This is a genomic window from Pseudomonas sp. O39 (assembly GCF_045447295.1).
In the GTDB taxonomy this organism is placed as follows: Bacteria; Pseudomonadota; Gammaproteobacteria; order Pseudomonadales; family Pseudomonadaceae; genus Aquipseudomonas; species Aquipseudomonas antarctica_A.
Window position 1 is genome coordinate 211,984 of sequence record NZ_JBJGXV010000002.1, and the last position, 25,035, is coordinate 237,018.

Consider the following 25,035-nt stretch of genomic DNA (forward strand, 5'->3'; position numbering starts at 1 on the left):
TTAAATCCTGTTTATATGAATTACTGCAACAGCAATTGCTATTAGAGAAGCGCTTACTATAGCTACAGGTTTGTAGCTCGCTTTGAAGTTTTCGATATGGGATGTATGGCGACGATCCCATGCGTTCATGATCAGGTGCCTACATGGATCTTCCACGCCCTTGTAAAGCAAGACAGATGATAACAATGCGACACCCCAGAAAATTGCATAACCTGTCAGTCCGTAAGGCTTGATAGCTTCGGCATGAGGCTCAATAAACGTAATAATAATGGCGTGTACTAGGTACAGAGAAAAGCTGATTTCACCCAAGAACACTAAGGGCTTAGTAGACAGAATCGCTCCGATTGGCCCCTTGCTCAAAGCAAACACGAGGATCAATAGGCCCCACAACAACCATATACCTTCACGCTGAAAGTAGTACCCAGCAGCAGTTCCGAATGTGTCCGCGATGCGGCTTGGGTTACCAGCTAGCAACATACCAACGACAGCCAATGAAAGCGCCATAAGCTCAAGGTACAGCCAGCCCAGCGTGGTGGTTTTGAAGTCATGAACCAGTGGTGTCATGAACACCTTAGCCAGGAAAATACCGAACATGAACTCAAACACACGAACCAGCGGGTTGAAGTAGATCGTACCCAACAAGCTCACGCCGTTAAATGAGTCTGCCGATTTAAGCTCTAGTAAATTGCCTGCCCAGATAAAAGCTACAACTACCAAAGTTGCAGCGAAAAACATTTTCGCCCAATGCTTGCTCCATAGCCCAATAAAAACCGGGAACAGAAGGTAGAAGAACATCTCGTTAGAAATACTCCAAGCTACTCCATTGAATGATAGGGCCCATAGCTTAAGTGGTATCCAAGACTGAACGAGGGTTAGGTTGGCTAAAAGCCTTTCCATGCCAACTGCGCCGCCGAAATACGTATACCTGTCGAAGTGGAATATTAGCCCTATCCATATGATGCAAGTTACGAAGTGCAGAGGCCATACACGGGCGAAACGGGCAACCAAAAACCTCGCGATTGAACCGTCTTTTGAAAATCCACGGTAGTTATAAGCAAGAATAAACCCGCTTAAAACAAAAAAGAATGATACCCCCTGACCAAGTGGAGCGGCTTCTGCTAATCCGAAAGAACCAAATATAGGGTGGGCGTGCGTCAGGACTATCATCGCCGCCGCAAAAAAGCGGAGAGATGTCAGCGCATCCAGTTGTCGTTTCTCAATCACGATTCATTCCTGAATTCAAGGGGCGCGTATCGTAACCCGCTTGAGTAACGCCCGCCACCGTGCGGGCTTTTTTGTGCCTGGAGAAAAGCATGCCGATCACTGAGCAGCAGCTGCAGCAGATACTCCCGAACGCCGGCCGCCAAGCCGGCGTTTTTGTTCCTGTATTGCATACGGCCATGGCCAAGTACGGAATCGTCACGCGACTGCGCATGGCCGCTTTCATCGCTCAGGTAGGGCATGAGTCGGGGCAGTTCCGCTGGCTGAAAGAGTTGTGGGGGCCGACGGCGAAGCAGGCCGGGTATGAAGGGCGCGCCGATCTGGGCAATACGGTCAATGGCGATGGCTTCAAATACCGTGGCCGTGGCCTGATCCAAGTCACCGGCCGGGCCAACTATGCGGCGTGCGGCGATGCGCTGGGCCTGGATCTGATGAACAAGCCCGAGCTGCTCGAGCAGCCGCAGCACGCTGCAATGTCGGCAGCGTGGTTCTGGTCCAGGCTCGGCCTGAACACCCTGGCGGACCAGAAGGACTTCGCGAAGATCACTCGGCGTATCAACGGCGGGCTCACCGGCCAGGCCGATCGCCAGGGGCTGTACGACATGGCGCTGAAGGTGCTCGCATTACGGCGGTGCAGAAGCTTGACGTGTTGGTCCTGGCCGCTCTTCTGGTGTTGGCGGTTGGCGGTTGGCGGTTGGCGGTTGTCGGTTGGCGCGGGCGCGGGCGCCGGGGTATGGCTCGCTGCGCGCCACTACCGTCCGCTGCTCGACACGGCCAGCCTCGACCGGGCCAGCACCAAGGCAGCACAGGAAAACCTTGAGGCGCTGGCCGGTGGGCAGGGCAGAAAGCTTGGCGAACTGGTGCAGGCCGGTGAGCTGCGGGAGCGGAACGCCGCATTGGCGCAGGGGAAGCCCCGGCAGGAGTCCCAGCCGGAATACGAGGCAGCCAATAACCTTTTGCGCGAGCGAACCGGCGGTGATCCCGCCCATGCTGCAAGCGCGATCATCGATAATGAGTTGAGTCTATGAAGGCTTTGCTGGTGGTGTTAGCCGGTTGTGCAGGACGCCCACCCGAGGTACGGACCGTTCGCGTAGAGGTACCGGTATTGGTCCCCTGCAAGACTAAAGATGTCGGAATCCCCCCGTGGGCGGCGCAAGGCCTGACAAAGTCCGACACACTGGAACTCAAGGTGCGGGCGCTTCTGACTGAGCGTCGGCAGCGGATTGGCTACGAGCGTCAGTTGATTGCGGCAGTTGAGGCCTGTCAGTAGTGCGCCCATTCAGCTCCATCAAGAGCCGCTGATTCTCCCTGAGCAGGTAGTCGCGCTGTTCGGTGACGAGCTTCATTCCCAGGGTGGCGGGTTCGGAGCATCGCTCTTTGAGCTCTACGATCTCGGTCAGCGCTTTCTTGAGGAACTCCTCAGCCTCTGCTTTGCCGGTGGAAAGCGCGTCGTTCATCTGGACCAGCCCGGCGATGTTCTTTCAGGCCTTGCGCAGCAGCGCCTCTGTCTCGCTGAGTTCCTCCTCGAGCAGAGAGCACTGGTTTTTTTTACATTTCCAAGGGCGTAGGGCAGCCAGGCCACGCTGAGGTGTCTTCGTCGAGGTTCATGTTGGGCCAATCTGAATTCTGTATGTCTATACAGTACCCGAGGTGTTTCAGATTTGGGAGTGGTGTTCATCGGCAGGATGCCGGAGAGGGGATGGATCTCGTATCAGTTTTTGTACCAATGACCGTGTAAATCAGGTCAAAACCGGGTAACACTGGAGTAAGCAAGTCCCCGGATTAATTGACTATTGATACTTTGCCTTACCCCTTTAGAATCGCGGTGTAATTCTGTTCCAGGGACATGAAACTACCTGTGGGATTTTCGCAAAGCGCAAGGTTACGGTGGCGGACACATCGCTGCAAGCCTGACGATGGCACTTGTTACTCGTCACGCCCTTCCATCATGGTGCGCTTGAGCATCACGTACACCGCACCGGCGCCGCCGTGGCGGGCCTGGCAAGAGGTAAAACCCAGCACTTGGGCATGTTGACGCAGCCAGGTGTTGACGTGGCTTTTGATCATCGGCCGCTTGCCATCCAGCCGCACGGCCTTGCCGTGGGTGACGCGCACGCAGCGGATTTCGAATTTGGTTGCTTCGGCCAGAAAGGCCCAGAGGGTTTCGCGGGCTTTTTCCACGTTCATACCGTGCAGGTCGAGGCTGCCTTCGAACGGGATCTGACCGATCTTGAGCTTGCGCATCTGGCTTTCCTGCACGCCGTCGCGGGCCCACATCAGCTCATCTTCGGGGCCTACGTCGATCACGAACTGGTCCGAAAGGCCGTCCACGGTAGTGGCATCGGTGCGCACGGTCGCAGCCTGGCGCAGTTTGGCGATCTGTGCCCGGTCGGTCTTGGGTTTGCCGGTGTCGGCGCGGTCGTGCTTGATCGGCTTGACGCCGCGCAGCTCGTTTTTGAACAGGGAAAAATCGTCGTCTTGCATGTCAGCCTCCGCGAAGGGCGGGCAGTTTACCTAAATCGCGGCGGCCAGGGCGCAGGAAACGCTATCCATGCGCCATCAGTCGTGCTTTTTCATCAGGTGCGAAGCGATGTTCAGCGACAACGGCTGGCGCATGCGCCGACGGCTGCGACGCCACAACCATACGCCCAACCACAGCACCAGCAGCCCGATTCCCAACAGAATAGCCGAGCCGCCCGGGCTGGCATTCAGCTCGCCGAGGGCCGGCGAATGACCAAACAAACCGGCGCCACCGGCACCCGCCAGCAGCAGACCTACAATTGCCAGCAGCGCGGCAAAGCCGGCCACCAGGCGCAGACGCCAGTTGCTCGGCCCCTTTGGGCGCAAGCGACGAGCATCAAAACCATCGGATATCTTCATTCCGACCTTTCCTCCAGGGTATCGGCCCTTCGACCGGAAGATACACAGGTTGTTCCTGTGCCTGAGGCAATTGCAGCAAATGACAGGCATTTGCGGATGAGCGGGGCAATAAACACGCCGCGCCGCTCATCCGAGGGGCGATCAGATCAGATCTTTGGTTGACGCAAGGGTAGCGAAGTTGTCGGCCATGATGGCCATTTCAGTCTGCTGTACGTGCTCGGCACTCAGGATGCCACCTTTGTAGGGCAGGTCGCGGGTGGCGCAGGCGTCTTCCACCAGGGTGCAGCGAAAGCCCAGGTTCTTGGCGGCGCGCACGGTGGTGCTGACGCTGGAGTGGCTCATGAAACCGCAGACGATCAAGTCCAGGGAGCCCAGGTCTTGCAAGTGCTTTTCCAGGCCGGTGCCGTGGAAAGCGCTCGGCAGCAGCTTGCCGATAATGGTTTCGTCACCGAGCGGCTCCAGGCCGGGAATGAATTCGCCACGCTCGCCCTGCGGGTCGAACAGGCCACCGACGGTGCCCAGGTGACGTACGTGCACGATCGGGCGCCCGGCGTTGCGCGCTGCGGCGACCAGTTGCTGGATGTTGGCGACCGCCGCGTCCATGCCTGAGAGGGCGAGTGGGCCGCTGAGGTATTCCTTCTGGGCGTCGATGATCACGAGGGTCGCATGGTTCAGGTTGGCTGCTGCATAACCGCGACCGCTGAGTTGAAACATCGTCTTTGGAACGGACATTCTGGGGCTCCTGTGAGGGGGGCTTTTGTGACATTGTCCACTGGCTGAGCGGTTCTGTGAATCGCTACCATCGTAAGGTACGCCGTTGTTGGCTCACAGCCATGTCAAGTGGGCGGCTTGTTTAGTGCAACGATGGCAAATTGGATGAATTCCGACGGGTGGCGAAGGGTTTTCATCCATCGTCGGTACAGGCGAAGGCTGTTAGAATCGCCAGTCGTTTTTTCCAGGAGCTTGCCCCCGTGATCACATCCCGCCTGCGCACATTGCGCGACCACATCCGTTGGGCTGTCAGCCGTTTCCATGGGGAAGACCTGTTTTTCGGCCATGGCACCGACAACGCCTGGGACGAAGCCCGGCAATTGGTGCTCGGCGCCTTGCACCTGCCTTGGGAAATCGCCGACAGCTACCTGGACTGCAACCTTGAAGAAGAAGAAATCTCCCACGTGCAGCGTTTGCTGCACCGCCGTATCCATGAGCGCGTGCCTACCGCTTACCTGTTGAAAGAAGCCTGGTTCTGCGGCATGTCGTTTATTGTCGATGAGCGTGTGTTGATCCCGCGCTCGCCGATCGGCGAACTGATCGAAAACCGCTTCGAACCGTGGCTGGCCCAGCCGCCGGGGCGCATCCTCGACCTGTGCACCGGCTCCGGTTGCATCGGCATCGCGTGTGCCTATGAGTTCCAGGACGCTGAAGTGGTGCTGGGCGACTTGTCCTTCGAAGCGCTGGAAGTGGCCAACCAGAACATCGAGCGCCATGGCGTTGATGAGCGCGTATACACCGTGCAGGGCGACGGCTTCGACGGTCTGCCGGGCCAGCGTTTTGACCTGATCGTGTCCAACCCGCCATATGTGGATGCCGAGGACTTCGCCGACATGCCGGATGAATATCAGCATGAGCCGGAACTGGGCCTGGCCTGCGGTGATGATGGCTTGAACCTGGTTCGACGCATGTTGGCCGAGGCCGCAGACCACCTGACCGAGAAAGGCTTGTTGATTGTCGAAGTCGGCAACAGCCAGGTGCACGTTGAGACGTTGTACCCGGAAGTGGACTTTGCCTGGCTGGAATTCCAGCGCGGTGGGCATGGCGTGTTCATGTTGACGGCTGAACAGTGCCGGGAACATCAGGCAGTGTTTGCGGCTCGGGTTTAACCCGATTCAGCTGAAGAAACACGATCAATGTGGGAGCTGGCTTGCCTGCGATGGCGGTATATCAGTGGCACAAGTGCTAACTGGCCCACCGCCATCGCAGGCAAGCCAGCTCCCACCTGTTTGTTTGCATTCCAGCCTGTTATCGGTGTGTCGCAATCCAGATCAGCAACCCGGCCTGAAACACGGTAAACGCCACCAGGCAGGTGATGGTAAAGCGCAAACCGCTGTCCTCACGCTTGAACTTGGTGACCTTTTCCTCTTCCTTGCGCAGCTTTACTTCCTGCTCGGCGAGGTTCTGTTCAGCTTGCTGGAGCATTTGCGCAGCTTCGAGGATTTCCACGAACTGCACCTTCTCGGTGTTCCAGCTGTCCAGCACTTCGCTGACCTTGCCCGGCTGCACATTGCCTTTGAGGTGCTGTACATCGGCATAAGCCACATCAAAGCCCTGGATACGCAGGAAGTGATCGCGGCGCAGGCGCGTGGCTTCGTTGAGTGCATCCTTGTTAGCCAGGTCCACACCGTCGACGCGGTAATGTGACCATTTCTTTTTTGCCCACGCCGCGCCTTGTGCGACGAGGAAACGACCGATACCCCGGTTGGCCGGTTCGATTTCCAGGCTGTTGCCCGGGCCGAAATGCACGCGGTGCGTATCGTGATCGACCCAGATATCCAGGTGGTTCTGCTCGCGACGTACTCGCTGGCCTGGCAGTTGGATGACCATGCGCAACAGGCTGTGGTGTTTATCATTGCGCTCGGCATAGCCGAATTGCACGAAACGTAACGGCCGCACGCCGGTGGCGCGATCCGTGGCCAGGGGCGCCAGGCGCAGCATCTTGAAATGTTCGGCCTGTACGTCCGCCCACGGCAGTGCCGCTGCCTCGACGGCCTCGGTTTGTTCAGCCGGGGTGTCGGCGGTCGATTCGGGTGTTGCTTCGGTGGTTGTCATGCGGCGCGATCCTGTCCAAGCCCTGCGAGTCGACAGTCTTTTTACTGTTGACCCTGGGCTTATCGGCCGTTTTTTGCAGGACTGGAGGCAAATAGTCGCTTAATGGGGTTGAAGTCCGTCGATAAAGCGCACGATGCGCTGGCCCAGCTCAGCGGCGAGGGGCAGTTTCGGATCGTTGTAGGACTCCAGTTGCTCCTTCACGTCCTTGGGCACGATGCGCATCACATGGTTCATGCCTTCGATTACCGTCAGTTGCGCGTCCGGCTTGGCATTTTTCAATTGTCGGGCATCGGCCACGCCTACCTGAATGTCGTTGGTACCCTGGATAATCAGCGCCGGCATGCTCAGTTTGGCGAAGGCAGCCGACGGATCGGCGCGAAACAGGCTAATAAGATAAGGCTGCACGCTGGGTCGGAAAATACCTTCCAGCGGGCGCGGTACATCGGCATCCACCTGGCCGGCCTTGAGGTGGTCGAGAATTTCATTGCTGCGCAGCAACAGGGCAGGGGGCAGGTGATCGGCCAGTTGCTGGCGAATCACCTGGTCCACCGGTCGTGCGCTGCCGGACAGGGAAATAACGCCAGCCGGGTCGAGTTGCGGTGCGGCGAGGGCCGCGACCAACGCGCCTTCGCTATGGCCCAGCACAATCAGCGGGCCCATCCGGTTATCCGCCTTGAGCAGTTTGCCCCAGGCGACGGCGTCGGCCACGTAGGCATCCAGGGTCAGGTTGCGCTCATCGGGGGTGGCGGCAAGGCTGGCGGCCACGCCGCGCTTGTCATAGCGCACGCTGGCGATGTTATTGCGGGCCAGTACCCAGGCCAGGCGCTTGAGGCTGTCGTTACGCGCGCCATCTGCACTGTTGCCGTTACGGTCGGTCGGGCCGGAGCCGGCGATGATCAACACGACGGGCACGGGTTTGTCGGATTTGGGCAGCAAGAGCGAGCCAAACAGCTCGCCGCTGCCGGTGTCCAGGCTGATAGGCCGTTGCAGCACGACAGGGGAGGCGGCGAAGCCAATACTGGAAAACAGGGTAAGGGTCAAAAGCAAAACTCGCAGCATCATCGCGCCATCATTGGGAAGGTGCCGGTTGGACCAACGTCTACCGGTAAGGTTTCGAGGATGAACTAGTCGGTTAGCCTGCGTATACTGGCGGCCTTAAGTTATTACGGTTGACTTGATTCAACTGATTTCACGGAGCGCCCTGCATGTCCGGCAATACCTTCGGCAAGCTGTTCACTGTCACCACCGCGGGCGAAAGCCATGGCCCGGCGTTGGTCGCCATTGTCGACGGCTGCCCGCCCGGCCTCGAGCTGTCTCTGGAAGACCTGCAGCGCGACCTCGATCGCCGCAAGCCCGGCACCAGCCGCCACACGACCCAGCGCCAGGAGCCCGACGAAGTCGAGATTCTCTCCGGCGTGTTCGAGGGCCGTACCACCGGTTGCGCCATTGGCTTGCTGATCCGCAATACCGACCAGAAGTCCAAGGACTACTCGGCAATCAAGGATCTGTTCCGCCCGGCCCACGCCGACTACACCTACCATCACAAATACGGCGAACGCGACTACCGTGGCGGCGGCCGCAGCTCGGCCCGCGAGACCGCCATGCGCGTGGCCGCCGGTGCCATTGCCAAGAAATACCTGGCCACCCAGGGCATTGTTGTCCGTGGCTACATGAGTCAATTGGGCCCGATCGAGATCCCGTTCAAGACCTGGGACAGTGTGGATGACAACGCGTTCTTCAGCCCCGACCCGGACAAGGTGCCGGAGCTGGAAGCCTACATGGACCAGTTGCGTCGCGATCAGGACTCGGTCGGTGCCAGGATCACGGTAGTCGCCGAAGGCGTGAAGCCTGGCCTGGGCGAGCCCATCTTCGACCGTCTGGATGCCGAACTGGCCCACGCGTTGATGAGCATCAATGCGGTCAAGGGTGTGGAAATCGGCGCCGGTTTTGCCTGTGTCTCCCAGCGAGGCACCGAGCATCGCGATGAGCTGACACCGCAAGGTTTCCTCAGCAACAACGCGGGTGGCATCCTCGGCGGTATCTCTTCCGGCCAGCCGATTGTGGCGCACCTGGCCCTCAAGGCAACGTCGAGCATCACCACGCCGGGCCGTTCGATTGATGTCAACGGCAACCCGGTCGACGTCATCACCAAGGGCCGCCACGACCCGTGCGTCGGCATCCGTGCCACGCCGATTGCCGAGGCGATGATGGCGATCGTGTTGATGGATCACCTGCTGCGCAACCGTGGGCAAAATGCCGATGTGCGCGTGAGCACTCCGATACTGGGCCAGCTGTGACGGCTTGACCGTGACAGCGCTCCCGTACTGGCGACTCTCCAGCTTCTACCTGTTTTACTTCGCCCTGCTGGGGGCGACGGCCCCTTTCCTGGCGCTGTACTTCGATCACCTGGGGTTCTCCAGCGCGCGTATCGGCGAGCTGGTGGCCATCCCCATGCTGATGCGCTGCGTGGCGCCGAACCTGTGGGGGTGGTTGGGCGACCATACCGGCCGACGCCTGGCCATCGTGCGATTTGGCGCGGTGTGCACCCTGGCAAGTTTTTCGCTGATTTTTGTCAGCAAGACCTATGCCTGGCTGGCGTTGGTCATGGCGTTGCACGCGTTTTTTTGGCACGCGGTGTTGCCGCAGTTTGAAGTGATTACCCTGGCGCACCTGCAAAAGCAGACCTCGCGCTACAGTCAGATCCGCCTGTGGGGCTCGATCGGTTTCATTCTCACCGTGGTGATCATGGGCCGCCTTTTCGACTGGCTGAGCCTGGACATTTACCCGGTGGTGGTCGTGGTGATCATGGCCGGCATCATCGGCGCCAGCCTGTGGGTGCCGAATGCGCAGCCTGTCAGCCATGGCAATCGTTTGGCCGGCGACGGTTTTCTCAAGCAGCTGCGCAGCCCCGGTGTCCTGGCGTTTTATGCCTGCGTGGCGTTGATGCAAATGAGCCACGGCCCGTATTACACCTTCCTGACCCTGCATCTGGAGCATTTGGGCTACAGCCGTGGCGTGATTGGTCTGCTCTGGGCAGTGGGCGTTGTGGCGGAAGTGCTGATGTTCCTGGCCATGAGCCGCATCCTCACGCGCTTTTCGGTGCGACGGGTGCTGCTGGCCAGTTTCCTGTTGGCGTCGGTACGCTGGTTGCTGCTGGGCTCATTCGCTGAATTCTTCTGGGTGCTGCTGCTGGCGCAGGTGATGCACGCCGCCACCTTCGGCAGCTTTCATGCGGCGGCCATTGCTTTTGTGCAACGTAGTTTCGGCGATAAACAACAAGGCCAGGGCCAGGCGCTCTATGCTGCCTTGGCCGGTACCGGGGGCGCCTTGGGGGCCCTGTATTCCGGTTACAGTTGGAATCTGCTGGGGCCGACCCTGACGTTCAGCATCGCCAGCATCGCGGCCCTGGCCGCCGCCGTTATCATTGGCCTTCGATTGCAAGAGCCGAACCAAGGAACCGTGCAATGAGTTATGTAGCTGTTTACCACGTCGCCACACCGGACACCCCGAACAAGGTCCTGACCCATTTCGACGATATCGCTGCGGCCCTGGCCGAGCATGGCGTGCGGTTCGAACGTTGGCAGCCCAGCCCCATCGAGAAGGGCGCCGGCGACGCTGAAATGATCGCTGCCTACCAGGAGCAGATCAATGCTCTGGGTTACGCCTCTGTGCAAGTGCTCAGCGTGACGAGCGACCACCCACAGAAAGCCGAGCTGCGTGCCCAGTACCTTGAGGAGCGCCGCTACAGCGACGACGAAGTGCGCTTTTTCATCGCCGGCGTAGGCCTGTTTGCTGTGCACGTGGGCGAGTACATATACGCCGTACGCTGTGAGAAAAATGACCTGCTGGTGATCCCGGCCGGAACGCCCCATTGGTTCGACATGGGCGAAAATCCGCACTGTGTGACATTGCGCCTGTTCAACAGCGCTGACGGCGCAGTGCCTGAATTCACCGGCAGCGATATGGCTGCTCGTATTCCCGGATTGGACGACTAAGTACACGTATCTAAATATGCAATCCCGACAATTTGGAAGTTGCTGTGGGAATAAGCCTAATTATCTGTAAGGCATCGCTGTTTATGCGGCGACTTATGCCTTGATTCCATTCGTTATGTAACTCTCTCCTGACTTGATGTTTATATCACCTGTCAATAGCAGGAATCCGAAAGGTGATAAGGCATCCACTACTACAGGAGAGAGATCAATGAGTGGCCGAGAGGAGTCGTGTCGTACGCCGGTGACCGAGCCTGTGGGCGTTAGAAGACGTCTGAGCCTGGGCGGCAAACCCCTCACACCGACCGAGCTGGAAATCCTGCGGTGGGCTGCTGAAGGCAAGACGGTTTGGGAAATCAGCCAGATTCGCGCCACCTCTGAAGCCACGGTGAAATTCCATCTGCGTAATATCTACGGCAAGCTGGACGTCACCAACCGCGTGCAGGCGATAAATGAAGCGACGCGCCAGGGGCTGTGCTGAACGTATAAAAGGCTGTGCTGAACGTATAAAAAAGGGCCGCGACGCTTAATGGCGTCGCGGCCCTTTTTTTATCGGTGTTGCTTCGGTGTTGCTTATGCCGAATGGTAAGTCGGCAGGGCAAAGCGGTTCTGGCTTTGCAGCATCGAAATCTGGGGCAAATCGCTGGCTTGTTCGGCCAAGTCGCGGCGAATGGCGCTGATCACCCACGTCAGTTGGTCAGCAGTGTGCAACTGTTGGTATGAGATCGAGCGCTTGACTTGTTTGCCTTCGCTGTTGCGCAGGGTCAGCAGGATACCGCCGTCAGGACGTGGCTGAGTGGTGACGTCGTATTGGGAGAATACAGAAGCGAATTTATCTTGGATCAGGCTCATGTCTATCAGCTCCGTTGGCTCAAGTTGGCAAGCATGGAGAGATAGGTGCAGTGATTGTGCCAGTATTCAGATTTATAAAAAATCGTTGTAAATCAACAGTTTAAAAATTTTCAAGATTTTCAGTTTCGTGCAAAATGCATGAATGGCCATCGTGCATCCTGCATTTTGCGTTGTTCGGGCCACCCGTTTCAGCCCTTCATTACTGATAATGACTTTGATGGCTGCGCAAAATTCCTTTTTTGTGGCCGCCGGCACGGGATACAAAACTTTTCAAATCCTGCATGTACAGCCAAAGAATGGCAGGCGTATTTTCCTGCAAGGTATTCGGCGTGCCGCCTACTGCGTCACCGCTGTTCCTGGATCATACGAAGAACAAGAAAAAAGGACGTTCCGCCATGAGCCATCCGCAAGACGACATGATCACTTGGGGCAAAATGCTGCGAAAGGTGCCCGCGATTGTTCGCGCCCTGCCGCGCGTGGTACGCGGGATGCGTGCCGCGAATGTCACTGACCCGGGGCAACCTTGCGGCCTCGGGTGGCAGTTCGAGCAGGCTGTGCTGCGTAATCCCGACGGTGCTGCGTTGTTGTACGGCGACAGTGTGCTCAGCTACAGCGAAGCCAACCAGCGCGCCAATCGTATCGCTCATCATCTGCACGCGCAGGGCATCGGCAAGGGTGATGTGGTTGCGCTGTTTATCGAGAATCGGCCTGAATTACTGCTCAATGTATTGGCCGTGGCGAAGCTGGGTGGTATCTGCGCAATGCTCAATACCTCGCAAACCCAGGCGGCGCTGGTGCACAGCCTGAATCTGGTGACCCCGGTGGCCATTGTCGTGGGGGCGGAGTTGGTGCCTGCCTTTTCTGCGGTGCGTGAGCACGTCGCGATTAAGGCCGACCGCACCTGGTTTGTCGCCGATCAACCATCAAGTGCGGTGCCTGAAGGTTACATCGACCTGATGGTGGCCAGCGCCGAATGCGCGGTGAGCAACCCCACCAGCACTGCGCAAATCTTTTTCAACGACCCGTGCTTCTATATCTACACCTCCGGCACTACGGGCTTGCCCAAGGCCGGGATCATGAAACACGGCCGCTGGACCAAAACCGCTGTGAGTTTCGGCAGCATCGCCCTGGACATGGGGCCGCAAGATGTCCTGTATTGCACGTTGCCGCTGTACCACGCCACCGGCCTGTGTGTGTGCTGGGGTTCGGCGATTGTCGGCGCGTCGGGGTTCGCCATTCGGCGTAAATTCAGTGCAAGCCAGTTTTGGGACGATGCGCGCAAATTCAACGCGACAACCCTGGGTTATGTCGGGGAGTTGTGCCGCTACCTGCTCGATCAGCCGCCCAGCGCGCAGGACCGTGATAACCGCGTGACCAAGATGGTCGGCAATGGCCTGCGCCCCGGCGTCTGGGCGCAGTTCAAGCAACGCTATGGCGTTGAGCATATCTGCGAGCTGTACGCTGCCAGTGACGGCAATATCGGCTTCACCAATGTGCTGAATTTCGATAACACCATCGGCTTTTGCCTGCAGCACTGGGCACTGGTGGAATACGCCCACGACACGGGTGAACCGATCCGTGGCAGCGATGGTTTGATGCGCAAGGTGCAAACGGGCGGGCAGGGGCTGCTATTGGCCCGGATTGATGAAAAATCACCCTTCGACGGGTACACCGACCCGGAAAAGAACCGCAAGGTGGTGCTCACGGATGTGTTCGAGAAGGGTGACCGCTACTTCAATACCGGCGGCTTGTTGCGCAGTATCGGCTTTGGCCATGCTCAGTTCGTTGACCGCCTGGGCGATACCTATCGCTGGAAGGGGGAGAACGTCTCGACCACCGAAGTCGAAAACGTCCTGCTGCAACACCCGCAGATCGCCGAAGTGGTGGCCTATGGCGTCGAGATCGAAAACACCAACGGCCGGGCGGGGATGGTCGCCATCACCCCGAGCGAATCCCTGGCGTCCCTGGACATGCGTGAATTGCTCCAGTTTGCCCACGGCCAACTGCCGCACTACGCGGTGCCGTTGTTTCTGCGCATCAAAGTGAAGATGGAAACCACCGGCACCTTCAAATACCAGAAGGTGAAGCTCAAGGAGGAGGCGTTTGACCCGGCAAAAGCCGGTAATGACCCGGTCTACGTTTGGCTTCCAGGGTCTGACAGCTATGTGCCGGTCACCGGCCAGCTGTTGGCGCAGATCCAGGGCGGGCAATTTCGTTATTGATTCTGGCTATGGCCGCTTTTGGCAAAAAAGGCATGACAGTGGGGAACTCCGTCGCGACACTGGGCGCCTATAAAGCACACCAGACAAGGAGCCCTCACATGTCAGACCAGCCCAAACAAATGACCGAAGACGAAGCTGCCGAATTTGCCGAACAGGTCTTTGACGTGGCTCGCCGGGGCGACGCCGCCATGCTCGCTGCGCTGCTGGCCAAAGGCTTGCCGCCCAATCTGCGCAACCATAATGGCGACACCTTGCTCATGCTCGCGGCCTACCACGGCCACGCCGATGCGGTAAAAGTGCTGCTGGAATTCAAGGCTGACCCACAGATCGCCAATGACAAAAACCAACTGCCGATTGCCGGTGCCGCATTCAAGGGTAACCTGCCCGTGGTCACGGCGCTGATCGAAGGTGGCGCACCGGTTGATGCATCATCGTCGGATGGGCGTACCGCGCTGATGATGGCGGCGATGTTCAACCGCGTAGAAATGGTCGACTACCTGCTTGGGCAAGGTGCCAATCCCAAGGCGACTGACGCCCAGGGCGCGACGGCGTTAGCTGCAGCGCAAACCATGGGCGCGGCGGATACGGCGGCGCAGTTGCAAAAACTGGTGTAGGCTACGCGCCCTCAAAAACCAGCCCGCCACAGGACCTTCCCATGAAAACCGCCCTCGTCGAACTCATCAGCAAAATCAGCGCCGGCGTCATGGGCGAGGACGAGGTGGCGCGCATCGCCGAAGAAGCGGCCCAGGCCTACGCGGACCCTGCGGCCTTTCTGGCAGCCAATCCGGATATCAACTACGACGACTCGTTCCCTATTCCATTGGGTGAGTGGGTGGTGGTGGGCAGCCTGCCGGACACCGTCCTGTTCCAGGCCGACACCTATGGCGATCTGTTTGCGCAGATCGTCGCGTCCTTCGGCCCGGGCGTGGCGTTCAACCTCAAGCCCAAGCAGTTGGCCAAGACCGAAGACCTCACTGCACTCAATCGCATCCAGATCCAGATGAGCGCCCTCAGCCCGGAAGAGGGCGGCTATGTGCTGCTCAACTTCAGCCAATTGCTCGATGACGAGATCCAGAGCGTGCTGGTGTACGGCAACGACCTGCCGCACGTGCTGGAACTGTGCGCCCACGTTGGCATCAAGGCTGAGCCGTCGCTGGAAGCGCTGCGTGTTGCGGTGCACGTCTGAAATAAAACGGAACCGCCGCCACGGCTGACTATCCTAAGGAGGCATGCCCTCACTTTAGGAGCGACACCATGGGTTCGACTTTCAATGGTCTGATTGGCCTGATTATCCTTGCGCTGGATATCTGGGCGATTATCAACGTCTTTAAAAGCGGCGCGAGCACGGGCGCCAAGGTGTTGTGGATCTTGCTGATCCTGTTGCTGCCGGTACTCGGCCTGATTATCTGGGCAATTGCCGGGCCGCGCGGGAATGTGCGGATCTGATCACCGGGCCCGCTCCAATCCGGAGTGGGCACTGCACTAAATGCGGGAGCGGGCTTGCTCGCGAAAGCGGTGGTTCAGTCACTGATGTATTGACTGACGCAGCGCTTTCGCGAGCAAGCCCGCTCCCTATTTGTCTCCAGCGTATTCTGAGATTTGTGTGTCGAGATTATTCGGTGCACGAAATTTTCACACCTCGTCCAAGACAATTCGCCGGTTTTTAAGGCTCTGCCAAGGCTCTCTATCCAGTGCCATTAACCGCATGGCCGTGGCATATGTTCAGTAATTAATAGCGTTGATGCCGTTGATCGGGCACCATTTGCGCCACCGCGCTAACCGCCTACCCCAGCCAGCCTGGGCGAGGGACGGGCGCCACTGCATTACTTCTAAACTTAAACTTCCAATGGGTCCTGAAACGACATGGCAAACCCGGACGCCCTGAGTCAGCAGCGAGCTTCTAATCGCCTGCTGCAACCGACCGTCAAATCCCATCTGGCATACACGCTGCTTTGCGCGCTGGTCATGATGGTGATGTTCTCCCTGCTGCGCCTGGCGCTGCTGGTCTACAACCGCGAGATGATCCTCGACACGCCGGCCTCGACGTTCCTCGAAGCGTTCGTCAACGGCACGCGCTTCGACATACGCTTTGTGATGTACGCGCTGGTTCCGATGCTGCTGGCCTTGTTCAGCGTTCGGGCCATGGCGGCGCGCGGGTTTTTCCGTTTGTGGCTGACCGTCGCGTCGAGTATTGCCCTGTTCCTGGGCTTGATGGAGATGGACTTCTACCGCGAATTCCACCAGCGCCTCAACGGCCTGGTCTTCCAGTATGTGAAGGAAGACCCGAAAACCGTGATGAGCATGCTCTGGTACGGTTTCCCGGTGGTGCGGTACCTGCTGGCCTGGGCCGTGGGTACGCTGATCCTGAGCATGGCCTTTAAAGGCGCCGACCGTGCGACGCGCCCACGTGGCCCGTTCAGCGGCGGCACCGTCGGCACCCGCCAGGTGGCGCCGTGGTACACCCGCATCGCCGTATTCGTGGTCTGCCTGTTGATCGCCGTGGTCGCCATCCGTGGCACCCTGCGCCAGGGCCCGCCGCTGCGCTGGGGTGATGTCTACACCACCGATTCGAACTTCGCCAACCAGTTGGGCTTGAACGGCACTCTGTCGCTGATCGCCGCCGCCAAGGCGCGCTTCTCCGAAGAACGTTCGAACATCTGGAAAGCCACCCTGGACCAGCCGCTGGCCACCCAGACCGTGCGTGACATGCTGGTGCTGCCACAAGAGAAACTGGTGGATACGGAGTCGGCTGCCGTTCGCCGTGACTACACGCCACCGGCCGAAAAAACCCTGCCGATCAAGAACGTCGTAGTGATCCTGATGGAAAGCTTCGCCGGTCATTCGGTGGGTGCATTAGGCCGCCCGGGCAACATCACGCCGTACTTCGACAAATTGTCCAAGGAAGGCCTGCTGTTCGACCGTTTCTTCTCCAACGGCACCCACACCCACCAGGGGATGTTCGCCACCATGGCGTGCTTCCCGAACCTGCCGGGCTTCGAATACCTGATGCAGACCCCGGAAGGCAGCCACAAGCTGTCGGGCCTGCCGCAGTTGCTCAGTGCGCGCAAGTTTGACGACGTGTATGTCTACAACGGCGATTTCGCCTGGGACAACCAGTCGGGTTTCTTCAGCAACCAGGGCATGACCAACTTCATCGGGCGTAACGACTTCGTCAACCCGGTGTTCTCCGACCCGACGTGGGGCGTGTCCGACCAGGACATGTTCAACCGTGGCCTGGAAGAACTCAAAGCCCGCGAAGGCGGCAAGCCGTTCTACGCCCTGCTGCAAACCCTGTCCAACCACACGCCGTACGCATTGCCGACGCCATTGCCGGTCGAGAAAGTCACCGACCGTGGCAGCCTCAACGAGCATTTGACGGCCATGCGCTACTCCGACTGGGCCTTGGGCCAGTTCTTTGAAAAGGCCCGTAAAGAGCCTTACTTCAAGGAAACCCTGTTTGTGATCGTGGGGGACCACGGCTTCGGCAACGAACAGCAAATCACCGAAATGGACCTGGGCCGCTTCAACGTACCGATGCTGATGATTGCACCGGGCATGCAGGAGAAGTTCGGCGAGCGTGACCACACCGTGGGCACCCAGATCGACATCGTGCCGACCATCATGGGCCGCCTGGGTGGCGATACCTTGCACCAGTGCTGGGGCCGTGACCTGCTGAATCTGCCGGAAGGCGACAAGGGCTTTGGCGTGATCAAGCCGTCGGGCAGTGACCAGACCGTAGCGTTGGTTACCGCAGACCGCATTCTGGTACTGCCCAAGGACATGCCACCGAAGCTGTGGGAGTACGAACTGGGCGCTGAGCCGACCGGTAAAGTGATTCCCGAGTCACCGGACGAAGCAGCGCTGAAACAGAAACTCGAGTCGTTCCTGCAGACGGCGACCAAGAGCCTGTTGGATAACACCGCCGGTGTGGTCGACGGCAAGCCGGACTAATAAGTCGGGCATAAAAAAAGAGGCCTCAGTGAGGCCTCTTTTTTTGTCCGGTGTTTATATCCGGCCAAGCAACAGCAGCACCAGCAACACCACCAGTACCACACCCAGAATACCCGACGGGCCATAGCCCCAGTTACGCGAGTGCGGGAATACCGGAAGGCCGCCAACCAACAGCAGGATCAGGATAATGATCAGAATGAGGCTCATAGTTTTTTTCCTTATAGGCCTTCTGAAAAGACCGGTGATTAAACAGTAGGCCTGTCAGTTTAAAGACAGACACCTTATAAAATCCGACTGTGCCATGGGGTAAAAGATTCCGTATTTTTTTAAAGCATTTTGCAAACCGGCTTATTTCTTTTAATGCGTTCACACCTGCAGCGTATTAGTTGAAAAAGATTGAACTTACGCAATAAGTCGCTCTCGTACCCGGCCTCAAGTTTGCCCGAGGCATTCATCAATTGGATGGTGCGTGGGTCGCGGAAAAACCTTCGCTACACTGCCGATCACTTCTTCCGTGAACCACAAGGCAGCTTTCCTATGCAAAATCGCATGATGATCACCGGCGCCGGGTCCGGCCTGGGTCGCGAAATCGCTCTGCGCTGGGCCCGCGAGGGTTGGCAATTGGCCTTGTCGGACGTCAGCGAGCCGGGCTTGCTTGAAACCCTCAAGCTCGTGCGCGAGGCGGGTGGCGATGGGTTTGTCCAACGCTGCGACGTGCGCGACTACAGCCAGCTCACGGCCTTTGCCCAGGCCTGTGAGGTGAAGCTGGGCGGCATTGATGTGATCGTCAACAATGCCGGCGTCGCCTCGGGTGGCTTCTTTGCTGAGTTGTCCCTGGAAGACTGGGACTGGCAGATCGCGATCAACCTGATGGGCGTGGTCAAGGGCTGCAAAGCGTTCCTGCCGCTGCTGGAGAAAAGCCAGGGCCGGATTATCAACATCGCCTCAATGGCCGCATTGATGCAGGGGCCGGCGATGAGCAACTACAACGTGGCCAAGGCCGGTGTGGTGGCGTTGTCGGAGAGCTTGCTGGTGGAACTCAAGCAGCAGGAAGTGGGCGTGCACGTGGTGTGCCCGTCATTTTTCCAGACCAACCTGTTGGATTCGTTTCGCGGGCCTACACCGGCGATGAAGGCGCAGGTGGGTAAGTTGCTTGAGAGCTCGCCGATTTCGGCGGCGGATATCGCCGATTACATCTACCAACGCGTGGCTGAAGGCGAGTTCATGATCTTGCCTCACGAGCAGGGGCGCATGGCATGGGCGTTGAAGCAGAAGAATCCGCAGTTGTTGTATGACGAGATGACGCAGATGGCCGACAAGATGCGGGCCAAGGCACAGGCGGTTAAGGGCTGATGCCGGTCCAAATGTGAAAGAGGGCTTGCGCCCAATGGCGCAGTGATCGTCAACCTATCACCGCTATCGGGAGCAAGCCCCCTCCCGCCTGTTTAAGCGTATTTGGCTTGGGATTTTTATGTGGTCTGTCAGGCAAGTTACCCGTTTATGTAGGTCTCGCCTGATTTAGAGGCAAGCCATTGCTGCTCCCCAGCCGATCACGCATGGTCAACGTCCTGTCACTCCAAAAGGATACCCCGCCATGCTGGTCTTAAGCCGCGCCCTGGGCGAAGTCATTTCCATCGGCGATGACATTACGTTGCACATCCTCGAGTTGAACGGTTCCCAGGTGAAATTCGGCGTCGACGCGCCGGCTGGGGTGCACGTCCATCGCTCCGAGGTTTACCAGAAGATTCTCGACCGCCCAGGCACCGCCACCCCTCCGGTGGCAGTCCCCAATCCGTGAACCCCGTTCAGTCGAACAGATGCTTGGGCACGTCGTGCTTGAGCATCAACTGGCATTGCTCGCTTTCAGGGTCGAACACGATCAGCGCCTGGCCCTTGGTCAGCGCCTGACGCACGCGCAATACGCGGGTTTCCAGCGGTGTTTCGTCGCCATTGTCAGTGCCATCGCGGGTAACGAAGTCTTCGATGAGGCGGGTGAGGGTGTCGACTTCAAGTGCGTCGTAGGGAATCAGCATACAAGCCTCAGAGGTAGGAACCCGGCGATCCTACTGCGCCGGGACCGTAGTTGCCAGTGTCAGGACTTCTGGCCGACCAGGCTGTCCACCGACGGCACGCGTGTGTCGCTCTCCATCTGTGTCTCATGCTCGATCTGATGGCTGAAGCGGTCCAGCGAACCCTGCGCCGGTTGCGCGTCGCTGGCGAATACCGGCGGGCTGAGAATGTAGGCACTCAACAAGCGACTCAGCGCCGCCAGGCTGTCGATGTGCGTGCGCTCGTAGCCGTGGGTGGCGTCACAACCAAACGCCAGCAGGGCTGTGCGAATGTCGTGGCCGGCGGTTACGGCAGAGTGGGCGTCGCTGAAGTAATAGCGAAACAGGTCGCGGCGCACGGGCAGGTCGTTATCCGAAGCCAGGCGCAGCAGGTGACGGGACAGGTGGTAGTCATACGGCCCGCCGGAGTCCTGCATCGCCACGCTCACGGCATGCTCGCTGGAGTGCTGGCCGGGTGCGACCGGGGCGATGTCGATGCCAACAAATTCGCTGACATCCCAGGGCAGGGCCGCCGCGGCACCACTGCCGGTCTCTTCGGTGATGGTGAACAACGGGTGGCAGTCGATCAGCAGCGGTTCGCCGCTGTCGATGATGGCCTTCAGCGCGGCGAGCAGGGCCGCGACACCGGCTTTATCGTCCAGGTGCCGGGCGCTGATATGCCCGCTTTCGGTGAACTCGGGCAGCGGGTCAAAGGCGACATAGTCACCGATGCTGATGCCCAGGGAATCGCAATCGGCGCGGGTCGCGCAGTAGGCGTCCAGGCGCAATTCCACATGGTCCCAACTCACCGGCATTTCATCCACGGCGGTGTTGAACGCGTGCCCGGAGGCCATCAACGGCAACACGCTGCCACGGATCACGCCGTTATCAGTGAACAGGCTGACGCGGCTGCCTTCAGCAAAGCGGCTGGACCAGCAACCCACGGGGGCGAGGGTCAGGCGGCCGTTGTCTTTGATCGCACGCACGGCGGCACCGATGGTGTCCAAGTGTGCGGACACGGCGCGGTCGGGGCTGTTTTTCTGGCCCTTGAGGGTCGCGCGAATGGTGCCACGCCGGGTCATTTCAAAGGGGATGCCGAGTTCTTCCAGGCGCTCGGCGACGTAGCGCACGATGGTGTCGGTAAACCCGGTGGGGCTGGGAATGGCGAGCATCTCCAGCAGCACTTTTTGCAGGTAGTTGAGATCCGGTTCGGGGATGGTTCGGCTCATAAAGACTCCTGATGAAGTGTGGCGAGCAGGTTTGTTGTGGCGAGCGCGCTTGCGCCGCGTTGGGTCGCGAAGCGGCCCCAAACCTGCCAATGAGTTCTGGCTGAAAGACTGCGGTGCATGGGTCAGGGCTGCTGCGCAGCCCAACGCGGGGCAAGCCCGCTCGCCACAGGGTTATTGAGCAGTCGGCTGGCTATGCGGAAACAACAAGTCCACAAACTTCTCCGCAGTCGGTTGCGGCTCGTGATTAGCCAGCCCGGCCCGTTCGTTGGCTTCGATAAATACGTACTCGGGTTGGTCGGCGGCGGGCACCATCAGGTCCAGGCCCACCATGGGAATATCGAGGGCGCGGGCGGCACGCACGGCGGCGTCCACCAGCGTCGGGTGCAGGATCGCCGTGACGTCCTCCAGGCAACCGCCGGTGTGCAGGTTGGCGGTGCGGCGCACGGCCAGGGTTTCCCCGCGCGGCAGGATGCTGCTGTAGTCGTAACCGGCGGCGTGCAGGGTGCGTTGGGTTTCGGCGTCCAGCGGGATTTTGCTTTCGCCGTCGGTAGCGGCTTGGCGGCGACGGCTTTGGGCTTCGATCAAGGCGCCGATGGAATGCTGGCCGTCACCGGTCACCTCGGCAGGACGGCGAATCGCGGCGGCGACCACCTCAAAGCCGATCACCAGGATGCGCAGGTCGAGGCCTTCGTGAAAGCTTTCGAGCAACACACGGCTATCGAACTGGCGGGCCGCTTCGATGGCTTTCTGCACGTCTTCGATCGTCTGTAAATCCACCGCCACGCCTTGGCCTTGCTCGCCGTCCAGCGGCTTGACCACGACGCGCTGGTGTTCGTCGAGAAACTCCAGGTTGTCGTCGGCACTGCCCGCCAATTGTTGTTGCGGCAGTTTCAAACCGGCGGCTTTGAGCACCTTGTGGGTCAGGCTTTTGTCCTGGCACAGGGTCATGCTGATGGCGCTGGTCAGGTCGCTCAAGGATTCACGGCAACGCACGCGGCGTCCACCATGGCTGAGGGTGAACAGGCCGGCACCCGCGTCGTCCACGTGCACATCAATGCCGCGTCGATGGGCCTCTTCGACAATGATCCGCGCGTAGGGGTTGAACCCCGCCTGCGGCCCCGGGCCGAGAAACAGTGGCTGGTTGATGCCGTTCTTGCGCTTGATCGCAAAGGTGGTCAGCGCGCGAAAACCCAGCTTGGCGTAGAGGCTCTTGGCCTGGCGGTTGTCGTGCAACACCGACAGGTCAAGGTAGCTCAGGCCACGGCTCATAAAGTGCTCTACCAGGTGGCGCACCAGCACTTCACCCACGCCGGGCCGGGTGCATTGCGGGTCGACGGCCAGGCACCAGAGGCTGCAACCATTTTCCGGGTCGTGAAAGGCTTTTTGATGATTGAGGCCCATCACGCTGCCGATCACCGCGCCGCTGTCTTCGTCTTCCGCCAACCAATACACCGGGCCGCCTTGGTGGCGGGGCGTCAGGCGTTCTGCGTCGACCGGCAGCATGCCGCGCCCTTGATAGAGCACGTTGACCGCGGCCCAATCGGCCTCGCTTTGTACGCGCCGGATACGAAAACCGCGAAACACCCGAGTCGCCGGCCGGTAGTCGCTGAACCACAGGCGCAGCGTGTCGGACGGGTCGAGGAACAACTGTTGCGGATCAATCCCGAGGATCTGCTGGGGCGCCGCCACGTACAGCGCGATATCGCGCTCGCCAGCCTGCTCGTTCAGCAACTCCTCGGCCAGGCTGGCAGGGTCAGGGAACGTGTGGCCGATCAACAACCGGCCCCAGCCGCAATGCACGGCAATCGGCTCGGCGCCCAGTGGGCTGCCATCTTCAGCCAGGCGGGCTTGCAGGCGTTCGTAGGTCGGCGCCTGGCCCTTCAGCAAGCGTTGGCTGTAAGCCGCTGCAAGAGGTTTCATCAATCAGATTCCTTGTTCGCTGAGCCACAGGTTCAGCGCCGCCAGTTGCCACAGCTTGGAGCCGCGCAGCGGGGTCAGTTGGCCTTGCGGGTCGGTCAGCAAGCGATCAAGCATGGCGGGGTTGAACAGGCCGCGATCCTGGCTCGGGTCCAGCAGCAGCTCGCGCACCCAGTTCAAGGTGTCGCCCTGCAAATGCTTGAGGCCCGGCACCGGGAAGTAGCCCTTTTTGCGGTCAATGACTTCGCTGGGGATGACCCGGCGCGCGGCCTCTTTCAACACCTGCTTGCCGCCGTCGGGCAATTTGAATTTACCCGGCACGCGTGCCGACAGTTCGACGAGGCGGTAATCGAGAAACGGTGTGCGCGCTTCCAGGCCCCAGGCCATGGTCATGTTGTCCACGCGTTTGACCGGGTCATCGACCAGCATCACCGTGCTGTCCAGGCGCAAGGCCTTGTCCACGGCAGCGTCTGCGCCTGGCATTGCAAAATGCTCACGCACAAAGTCACCGGCAGCGTCATTGGCAGTCAGCCATTTGGGCGCGACGGTGGCGGCATAGTCGTCGTAGCTGCGGTCGAAAAATGCATCGCGGTATGCGGCATAGGGATCGCTGGCGCCATCCACCTGCGGGTACCAGTGGTAACCGGCGAACAACTCGTCGGCACCCTGGCCGCTCTGTACCACCTTGCAATGCTTGGCCACTTCCCGCGACAGCAGGTAGAAGGCGATGCAGTCGTGGCTGACCATCGGCTCGCTCATGGCGCGGAACGCGGCCGGCAGTTGCTCGATGATTTCGCTTTCGGCGATGCGCAGCTGGTGGTGACGGGTACCGTAGTGCTTGGCAATCAGGTCCGAGTACTGAAACTCGTCGCCGCGCTCGCCACCGGCATCTTCAAAACCGATCGAGAAGGTCGACAGGTCCTGCACGCCGACTTCACGCAACAGGCCGACGAGCATGCTCGAATCGACGCCGCCGGAGAGCAGCACGCCGACATCCACGGCGGCGCGTTGGCGGATGGCCACGGCTTCGCGAGTGCTGTCGATTACGCGGTCGGTCCAGTCTTCCAAGGTGAGATTTTGCTCATCTTCACGAGGGCCGTAGGGCAGGGTCCACCAGGTTTTCTGTTCGGTCTTGCCATTGGCGTCGATGCGCATCCAGCTCGCTGGCGGCAGCTTTTCAATGCCCGCCAGCAAGGTGCGCGGTGCAGGCACCACGGCGTGGAAATTCAGGTAGTGATTGAGCGCCACCGGATCGAGGATCGGGTTGATATCGCCGCCCTTGAGCAGTGCCGGCAACGCCGAGGCGAAGCGCAGGCGCTGGCCGGTACGCGACAGGTACAACGGCTTTACGCCCAGACGGTCACGGGCGATGAACAGGCGCTGGGCGTCACGCTCCCAGATCGCGAAGGCAAACATGCCGTTCAGCTTGGGGAGCAGTGCTTCGCCCCAGGCGTGGTAGCCCTTGAGCAGCACTTCGGTGTCGCCACCGGAATAGAAGGCGTAGCCCAAGGCTTCGAGCTCTTCGCGTAATTCCGGGAAGTTGTAGATGGCGCCGTTGAACGCCAGCGACAGCCCAAGCTGGGCGTCGACCATCGGTTGGGCCGAGCCGTCCGACAGGTCCATGATCTTCAGGCGCCGATGGCCCAGGGCAATCGGCCCTTGGGCTTGGAAGCCCCAAGCGTCGGGACCGCGTGGGGCCAAATGATGGGTGATGCGCTCAATGGCCGCCAAGTCGGCAGGTTGGGCATCGAAACGTAATTCTCCAGCTAATCCGCACATAAATTCCTTACCGGTTTTTCCGTTGGGGAGGGGTCAATATTCAATGCGCCAAAAGGGCGCGTACCCAGAAACTGACCCAGTGCTATCCGTGGAGTTTTAGACCGATAAGTTATAAGGC

Annotated in this window: 26 protein-coding genes and 1 pseudogene; 14 read left to right on the forward strand and 13 right to left on the reverse strand. The window is 59.5% G+C overall.

All coding sequences use genetic code 11. The annotated features are described in order from the left end of the window. On the reverse strand, positions 1-1,224 hold the full coding sequence (locus tag ACI77D_RS03400) for an acyltransferase family protein (protein ID WP_407016050.1): 1,224 nt from the start codon (positions 1,222-1,224) through the stop codon (positions 1-3). 89 nt (positions 1,225-1,313) lie between these two features. On the opposite strand from ACI77D_RS03400, the pseudogene ACI77D_RS03405 reads away from it, so the two are divergent. Both ACI77D_RS03405 and ACI77D_RS03410 read left to right on the forward strand, forming a co-directional pair. Next, positions 1,314-1,844, forward strand: a pseudogene (locus ACI77D_RS03405) (glycoside hydrolase family 19 protein); the annotation flags it as partial. 401 nt (positions 1,845-2,245) lie between these two features. Further along, the gene (locus tag ACI77D_RS03410) at positions 2,246-2,491 is read left to right on the forward strand and encodes a hypothetical protein (RefSeq protein ID WP_407016051.1); all 246 of its coding nucleotides are present in this window, start codon (positions 2,246-2,248) and stop codon (positions 2,489-2,491) included. Here the strand turns inward: ACI77D_RS03410 and ACI77D_RS03415 are convergent. From ACI77D_RS03415 to ACI77D_RS03430, 4 genes are all read right to left on the reverse strand, one after another. After that, positions 2,406-2,678, reverse strand: coding sequence for a hypothetical protein (locus ACI77D_RS03415; RefSeq protein WP_407016152.1), 273 nt, complete (start codon positions 2,676-2,678; stop codon positions 2,406-2,408). The two genes, ACI77D_RS03410 and ACI77D_RS03415, sit on opposite strands and share 86 nt — an antisense overlap. A 469-nt stretch (positions 2,679-3,147) precedes the next feature. Next, on the reverse strand, positions 3,148-3,705 hold the full coding sequence (locus ACI77D_RS03420) for a Smr/MutS family protein (protein WP_064453382.1): 558 nt from the start codon (positions 3,703-3,705) through the stop codon (positions 3,148-3,150). A 75-nt stretch (positions 3,706-3,780) separates the two neighbouring features. Next, on the reverse strand, positions 3,781-4,101 hold the full coding sequence (locus tag ACI77D_RS03425; RefSeq protein ID WP_064453381.1) for a hypothetical protein: 321 nt from the start codon (positions 4,099-4,101) through the stop codon (positions 3,781-3,783). A 141-nt stretch (positions 4,102-4,242) separates the two neighbouring features. Further along, positions 4,243-4,833, reverse strand: coding sequence for a cysteine hydrolase family protein (locus tag ACI77D_RS03430; RefSeq protein WP_064453380.1), 591 nt, complete (start codon positions 4,831-4,833; stop codon positions 4,243-4,245). Positions 4,834-5,072: 239 nt separating this feature from the next. On the opposite strand from ACI77D_RS03430, the gene prmB reads away from it, so the two are divergent. Next, complete coding sequence (prmB, locus tag ACI77D_RS03435; protein ID WP_407016052.1) at positions 5,073-5,981, forward strand: 50S ribosomal protein L3 N(5)-glutamine methyltransferase; 909 nt, start codon at positions 5,073-5,075, stop codon at positions 5,979-5,981. Between the two features lie 139 nt (positions 5,982-6,120). On the opposite strand, the gene ACI77D_RS03440 is transcribed toward prmB, so the two are convergent. Beyond that, entirely contained in the window at positions 6,121-6,927 is an 807-nt protein-coding gene (locus ACI77D_RS03440; protein ID WP_064453378.1) for a hypothetical protein, read from the reverse strand. Positions 6,928-7,026: 99 nt separating this feature from the next. Next, positions 7,027-7,989: an alpha/beta hydrolase gene (locus ACI77D_RS03445; protein WP_221295308.1), complete on the reverse strand. Its 963-nt coding sequence runs from the start codon at positions 7,987-7,989 to the stop codon at positions 7,027-7,029. A 143-nt stretch (positions 7,990-8,132) separates the two neighbouring features. On the opposite strand from ACI77D_RS03445, the gene aroC reads away from it, so the two are divergent. The 4 genes from aroC (at position 8,133) to ACI77D_RS03465 (ending at position 11,400) form a co-directional block, all read left to right on the forward strand. Beyond that, on the forward strand, positions 8,133-9,224 hold the full coding sequence (aroC, locus tag ACI77D_RS03450; RefSeq protein ID WP_064453376.1) for a chorismate synthase: 1,092 nt from the start codon (positions 8,133-8,135) through the stop codon (positions 9,222-9,224). Between the two features lie 10 nt (positions 9,225-9,234). Then, the gene (locus tag ACI77D_RS03455) at positions 9,235-10,395 is read left to right on the forward strand and encodes an MFS transporter (protein ID WP_064454986.1); all 1,161 of its coding nucleotides are present in this window, start codon (positions 9,235-9,237) and stop codon (positions 10,393-10,395) included. Next, positions 10,392-10,922 (forward strand): acireductone dioxygenase, encoded by a 531-nt coding sequence (locus ACI77D_RS03460; protein WP_064453375.1) that lies wholly within the window; start codon positions 10,392-10,394, stop codon positions 10,920-10,922. Before ACI77D_RS03455 ends, ACI77D_RS03460 begins: the two co-directional genes overlap by 4 nt. Positions 10,923-11,130: 208 nt before the next feature. Continuing rightward, positions 11,131-11,400: a response regulator transcription factor gene (locus ACI77D_RS03465; RefSeq protein WP_064453374.1), complete on the forward strand. Its 270-nt coding sequence runs from the start codon at positions 11,131-11,133 to the stop codon at positions 11,398-11,400. Between the two features lie 92 nt (positions 11,401-11,492). Here ACI77D_RS03465 and ACI77D_RS03470 read toward each other — a convergent pair whose 3' ends face one another. Next, a complete protein-coding gene (locus ACI77D_RS03470) occupies positions 11,493-11,771 on the reverse strand; it encodes a DUF3509 domain-containing protein (protein ID WP_048721059.1) in 279 nt (92 codons plus the stop codon). A gap of 395 nt (positions 11,772-12,166) precedes the next feature. Between ACI77D_RS03470 and ACI77D_RS03475 the strand changes: the two genes are divergently transcribed. From ACI77D_RS03475 to ACI77D_RS03495, 5 genes are all read left to right on the forward strand, one after another. Next, positions 12,167-13,993 (forward strand): long-chain-acyl-CoA synthetase, encoded by a 1,827-nt coding sequence (locus ACI77D_RS03475; protein ID WP_407016053.1) that lies wholly within the window; start codon positions 12,167-12,169, stop codon positions 13,991-13,993. A 98-nt stretch (positions 13,994-14,091) separates the two neighbouring features. Further along, complete coding sequence (locus ACI77D_RS03480) at positions 14,092-14,607, forward strand: ankyrin repeat domain-containing protein (RefSeq protein ID WP_064453372.1); 516 nt, start codon at positions 14,092-14,094, stop codon at positions 14,605-14,607. Positions 14,608-14,648: 41 nt separating this feature from the next. Further along, positions 14,649-15,179 carry a hypothetical protein gene (locus ACI77D_RS03485; protein ID WP_407016054.1) on the forward strand — a complete coding sequence of 177 codons (531 nt, stop codon included), beginning with the start codon at positions 14,649-14,651 and terminating at the stop codon, positions 15,177-15,179. 68 nt (positions 15,180-15,247) lie between these two features. Then, entirely contained in the window at positions 15,248-15,439 is a 192-nt protein-coding gene (locus ACI77D_RS03490; protein ID WP_003172956.1) for a PLDc N-terminal domain-containing protein, read from the forward strand. Positions 15,440-15,856: 417 nt separating this feature from the next. Beyond that, a complete protein-coding gene (locus ACI77D_RS03495; protein ID WP_064453370.1) occupies positions 15,857-17,944 on the forward strand; it encodes an LTA synthase family protein in 2,088 nt (695 codons plus the stop codon). A 54-nt stretch (positions 17,945-17,998) separates the two neighbouring features. Here ACI77D_RS03495 and ACI77D_RS03500 read toward each other — a convergent pair whose 3' ends face one another. Beyond that, positions 17,999-18,151 (reverse strand): DUF3309 family protein, encoded by a 153-nt coding sequence (locus ACI77D_RS03500; RefSeq protein WP_015885095.1) that lies wholly within the window; start codon positions 18,149-18,151, stop codon positions 17,999-18,001. 330 nt (positions 18,152-18,481) lie between these two features. Between ACI77D_RS03500 and ACI77D_RS03505 the strand changes: the two genes are divergently transcribed. Both ACI77D_RS03505 and csrA read left to right on the forward strand, forming a co-directional pair. Continuing rightward, positions 18,482-19,297, forward strand: coding sequence for an SDR family oxidoreductase (locus tag ACI77D_RS03505; protein ID WP_064453369.1), 816 nt, complete (start codon positions 18,482-18,484; stop codon positions 19,295-19,297). Between the two features lie 241 nt (positions 19,298-19,538). Then, entirely contained in the window at positions 19,539-19,742 is a 204-nt protein-coding gene (gene csrA / locus ACI77D_RS03510; protein WP_064453368.1) for a carbon storage regulator CsrA, read from the forward strand. A gap of 7 nt (positions 19,743-19,749) precedes the next feature. On the opposite strand, the gene ACI77D_RS03515 is transcribed toward csrA, so the two are convergent. From ACI77D_RS03515 to ACI77D_RS03530, 4 genes are all read right to left on the reverse strand, one after another. Further along, positions 19,750-19,977 (reverse strand): YheU family protein, encoded by a 228-nt coding sequence (locus tag ACI77D_RS03515; protein WP_064453367.1) that lies wholly within the window; start codon positions 19,975-19,977, stop codon positions 19,750-19,752. Positions 19,978-20,036: 59 nt separating this feature from the next. Then, on the reverse strand, positions 20,037-21,221 hold the full coding sequence (locus ACI77D_RS03520; protein ID WP_064453366.1) for an osmoprotectant NAGGN system M42 family peptidase: 1,185 nt from the start codon (positions 21,219-21,221) through the stop codon (positions 20,037-20,039). A gap of 171 nt (positions 21,222-21,392) precedes the next feature. After that, positions 21,393-23,141, reverse strand: a complete 1,749-nt coding sequence (gene ngg / locus ACI77D_RS03525) for an N-acetylglutaminylglutamine synthetase (RefSeq protein ID WP_064453365.1) — start codon at positions 23,139-23,141, stop codon at positions 21,393-21,395. A gap of 3 nt (positions 23,142-23,144) precedes the next feature. After that, positions 23,145-24,917, reverse strand: a complete 1,773-nt coding sequence (locus ACI77D_RS03530; RefSeq protein WP_407016055.1) for an N-acetylglutaminylglutamine amidotransferase — start codon at positions 24,915-24,917, stop codon at positions 23,145-23,147. Positions 24,918-25,035: the final 118 nt, after the last annotated feature.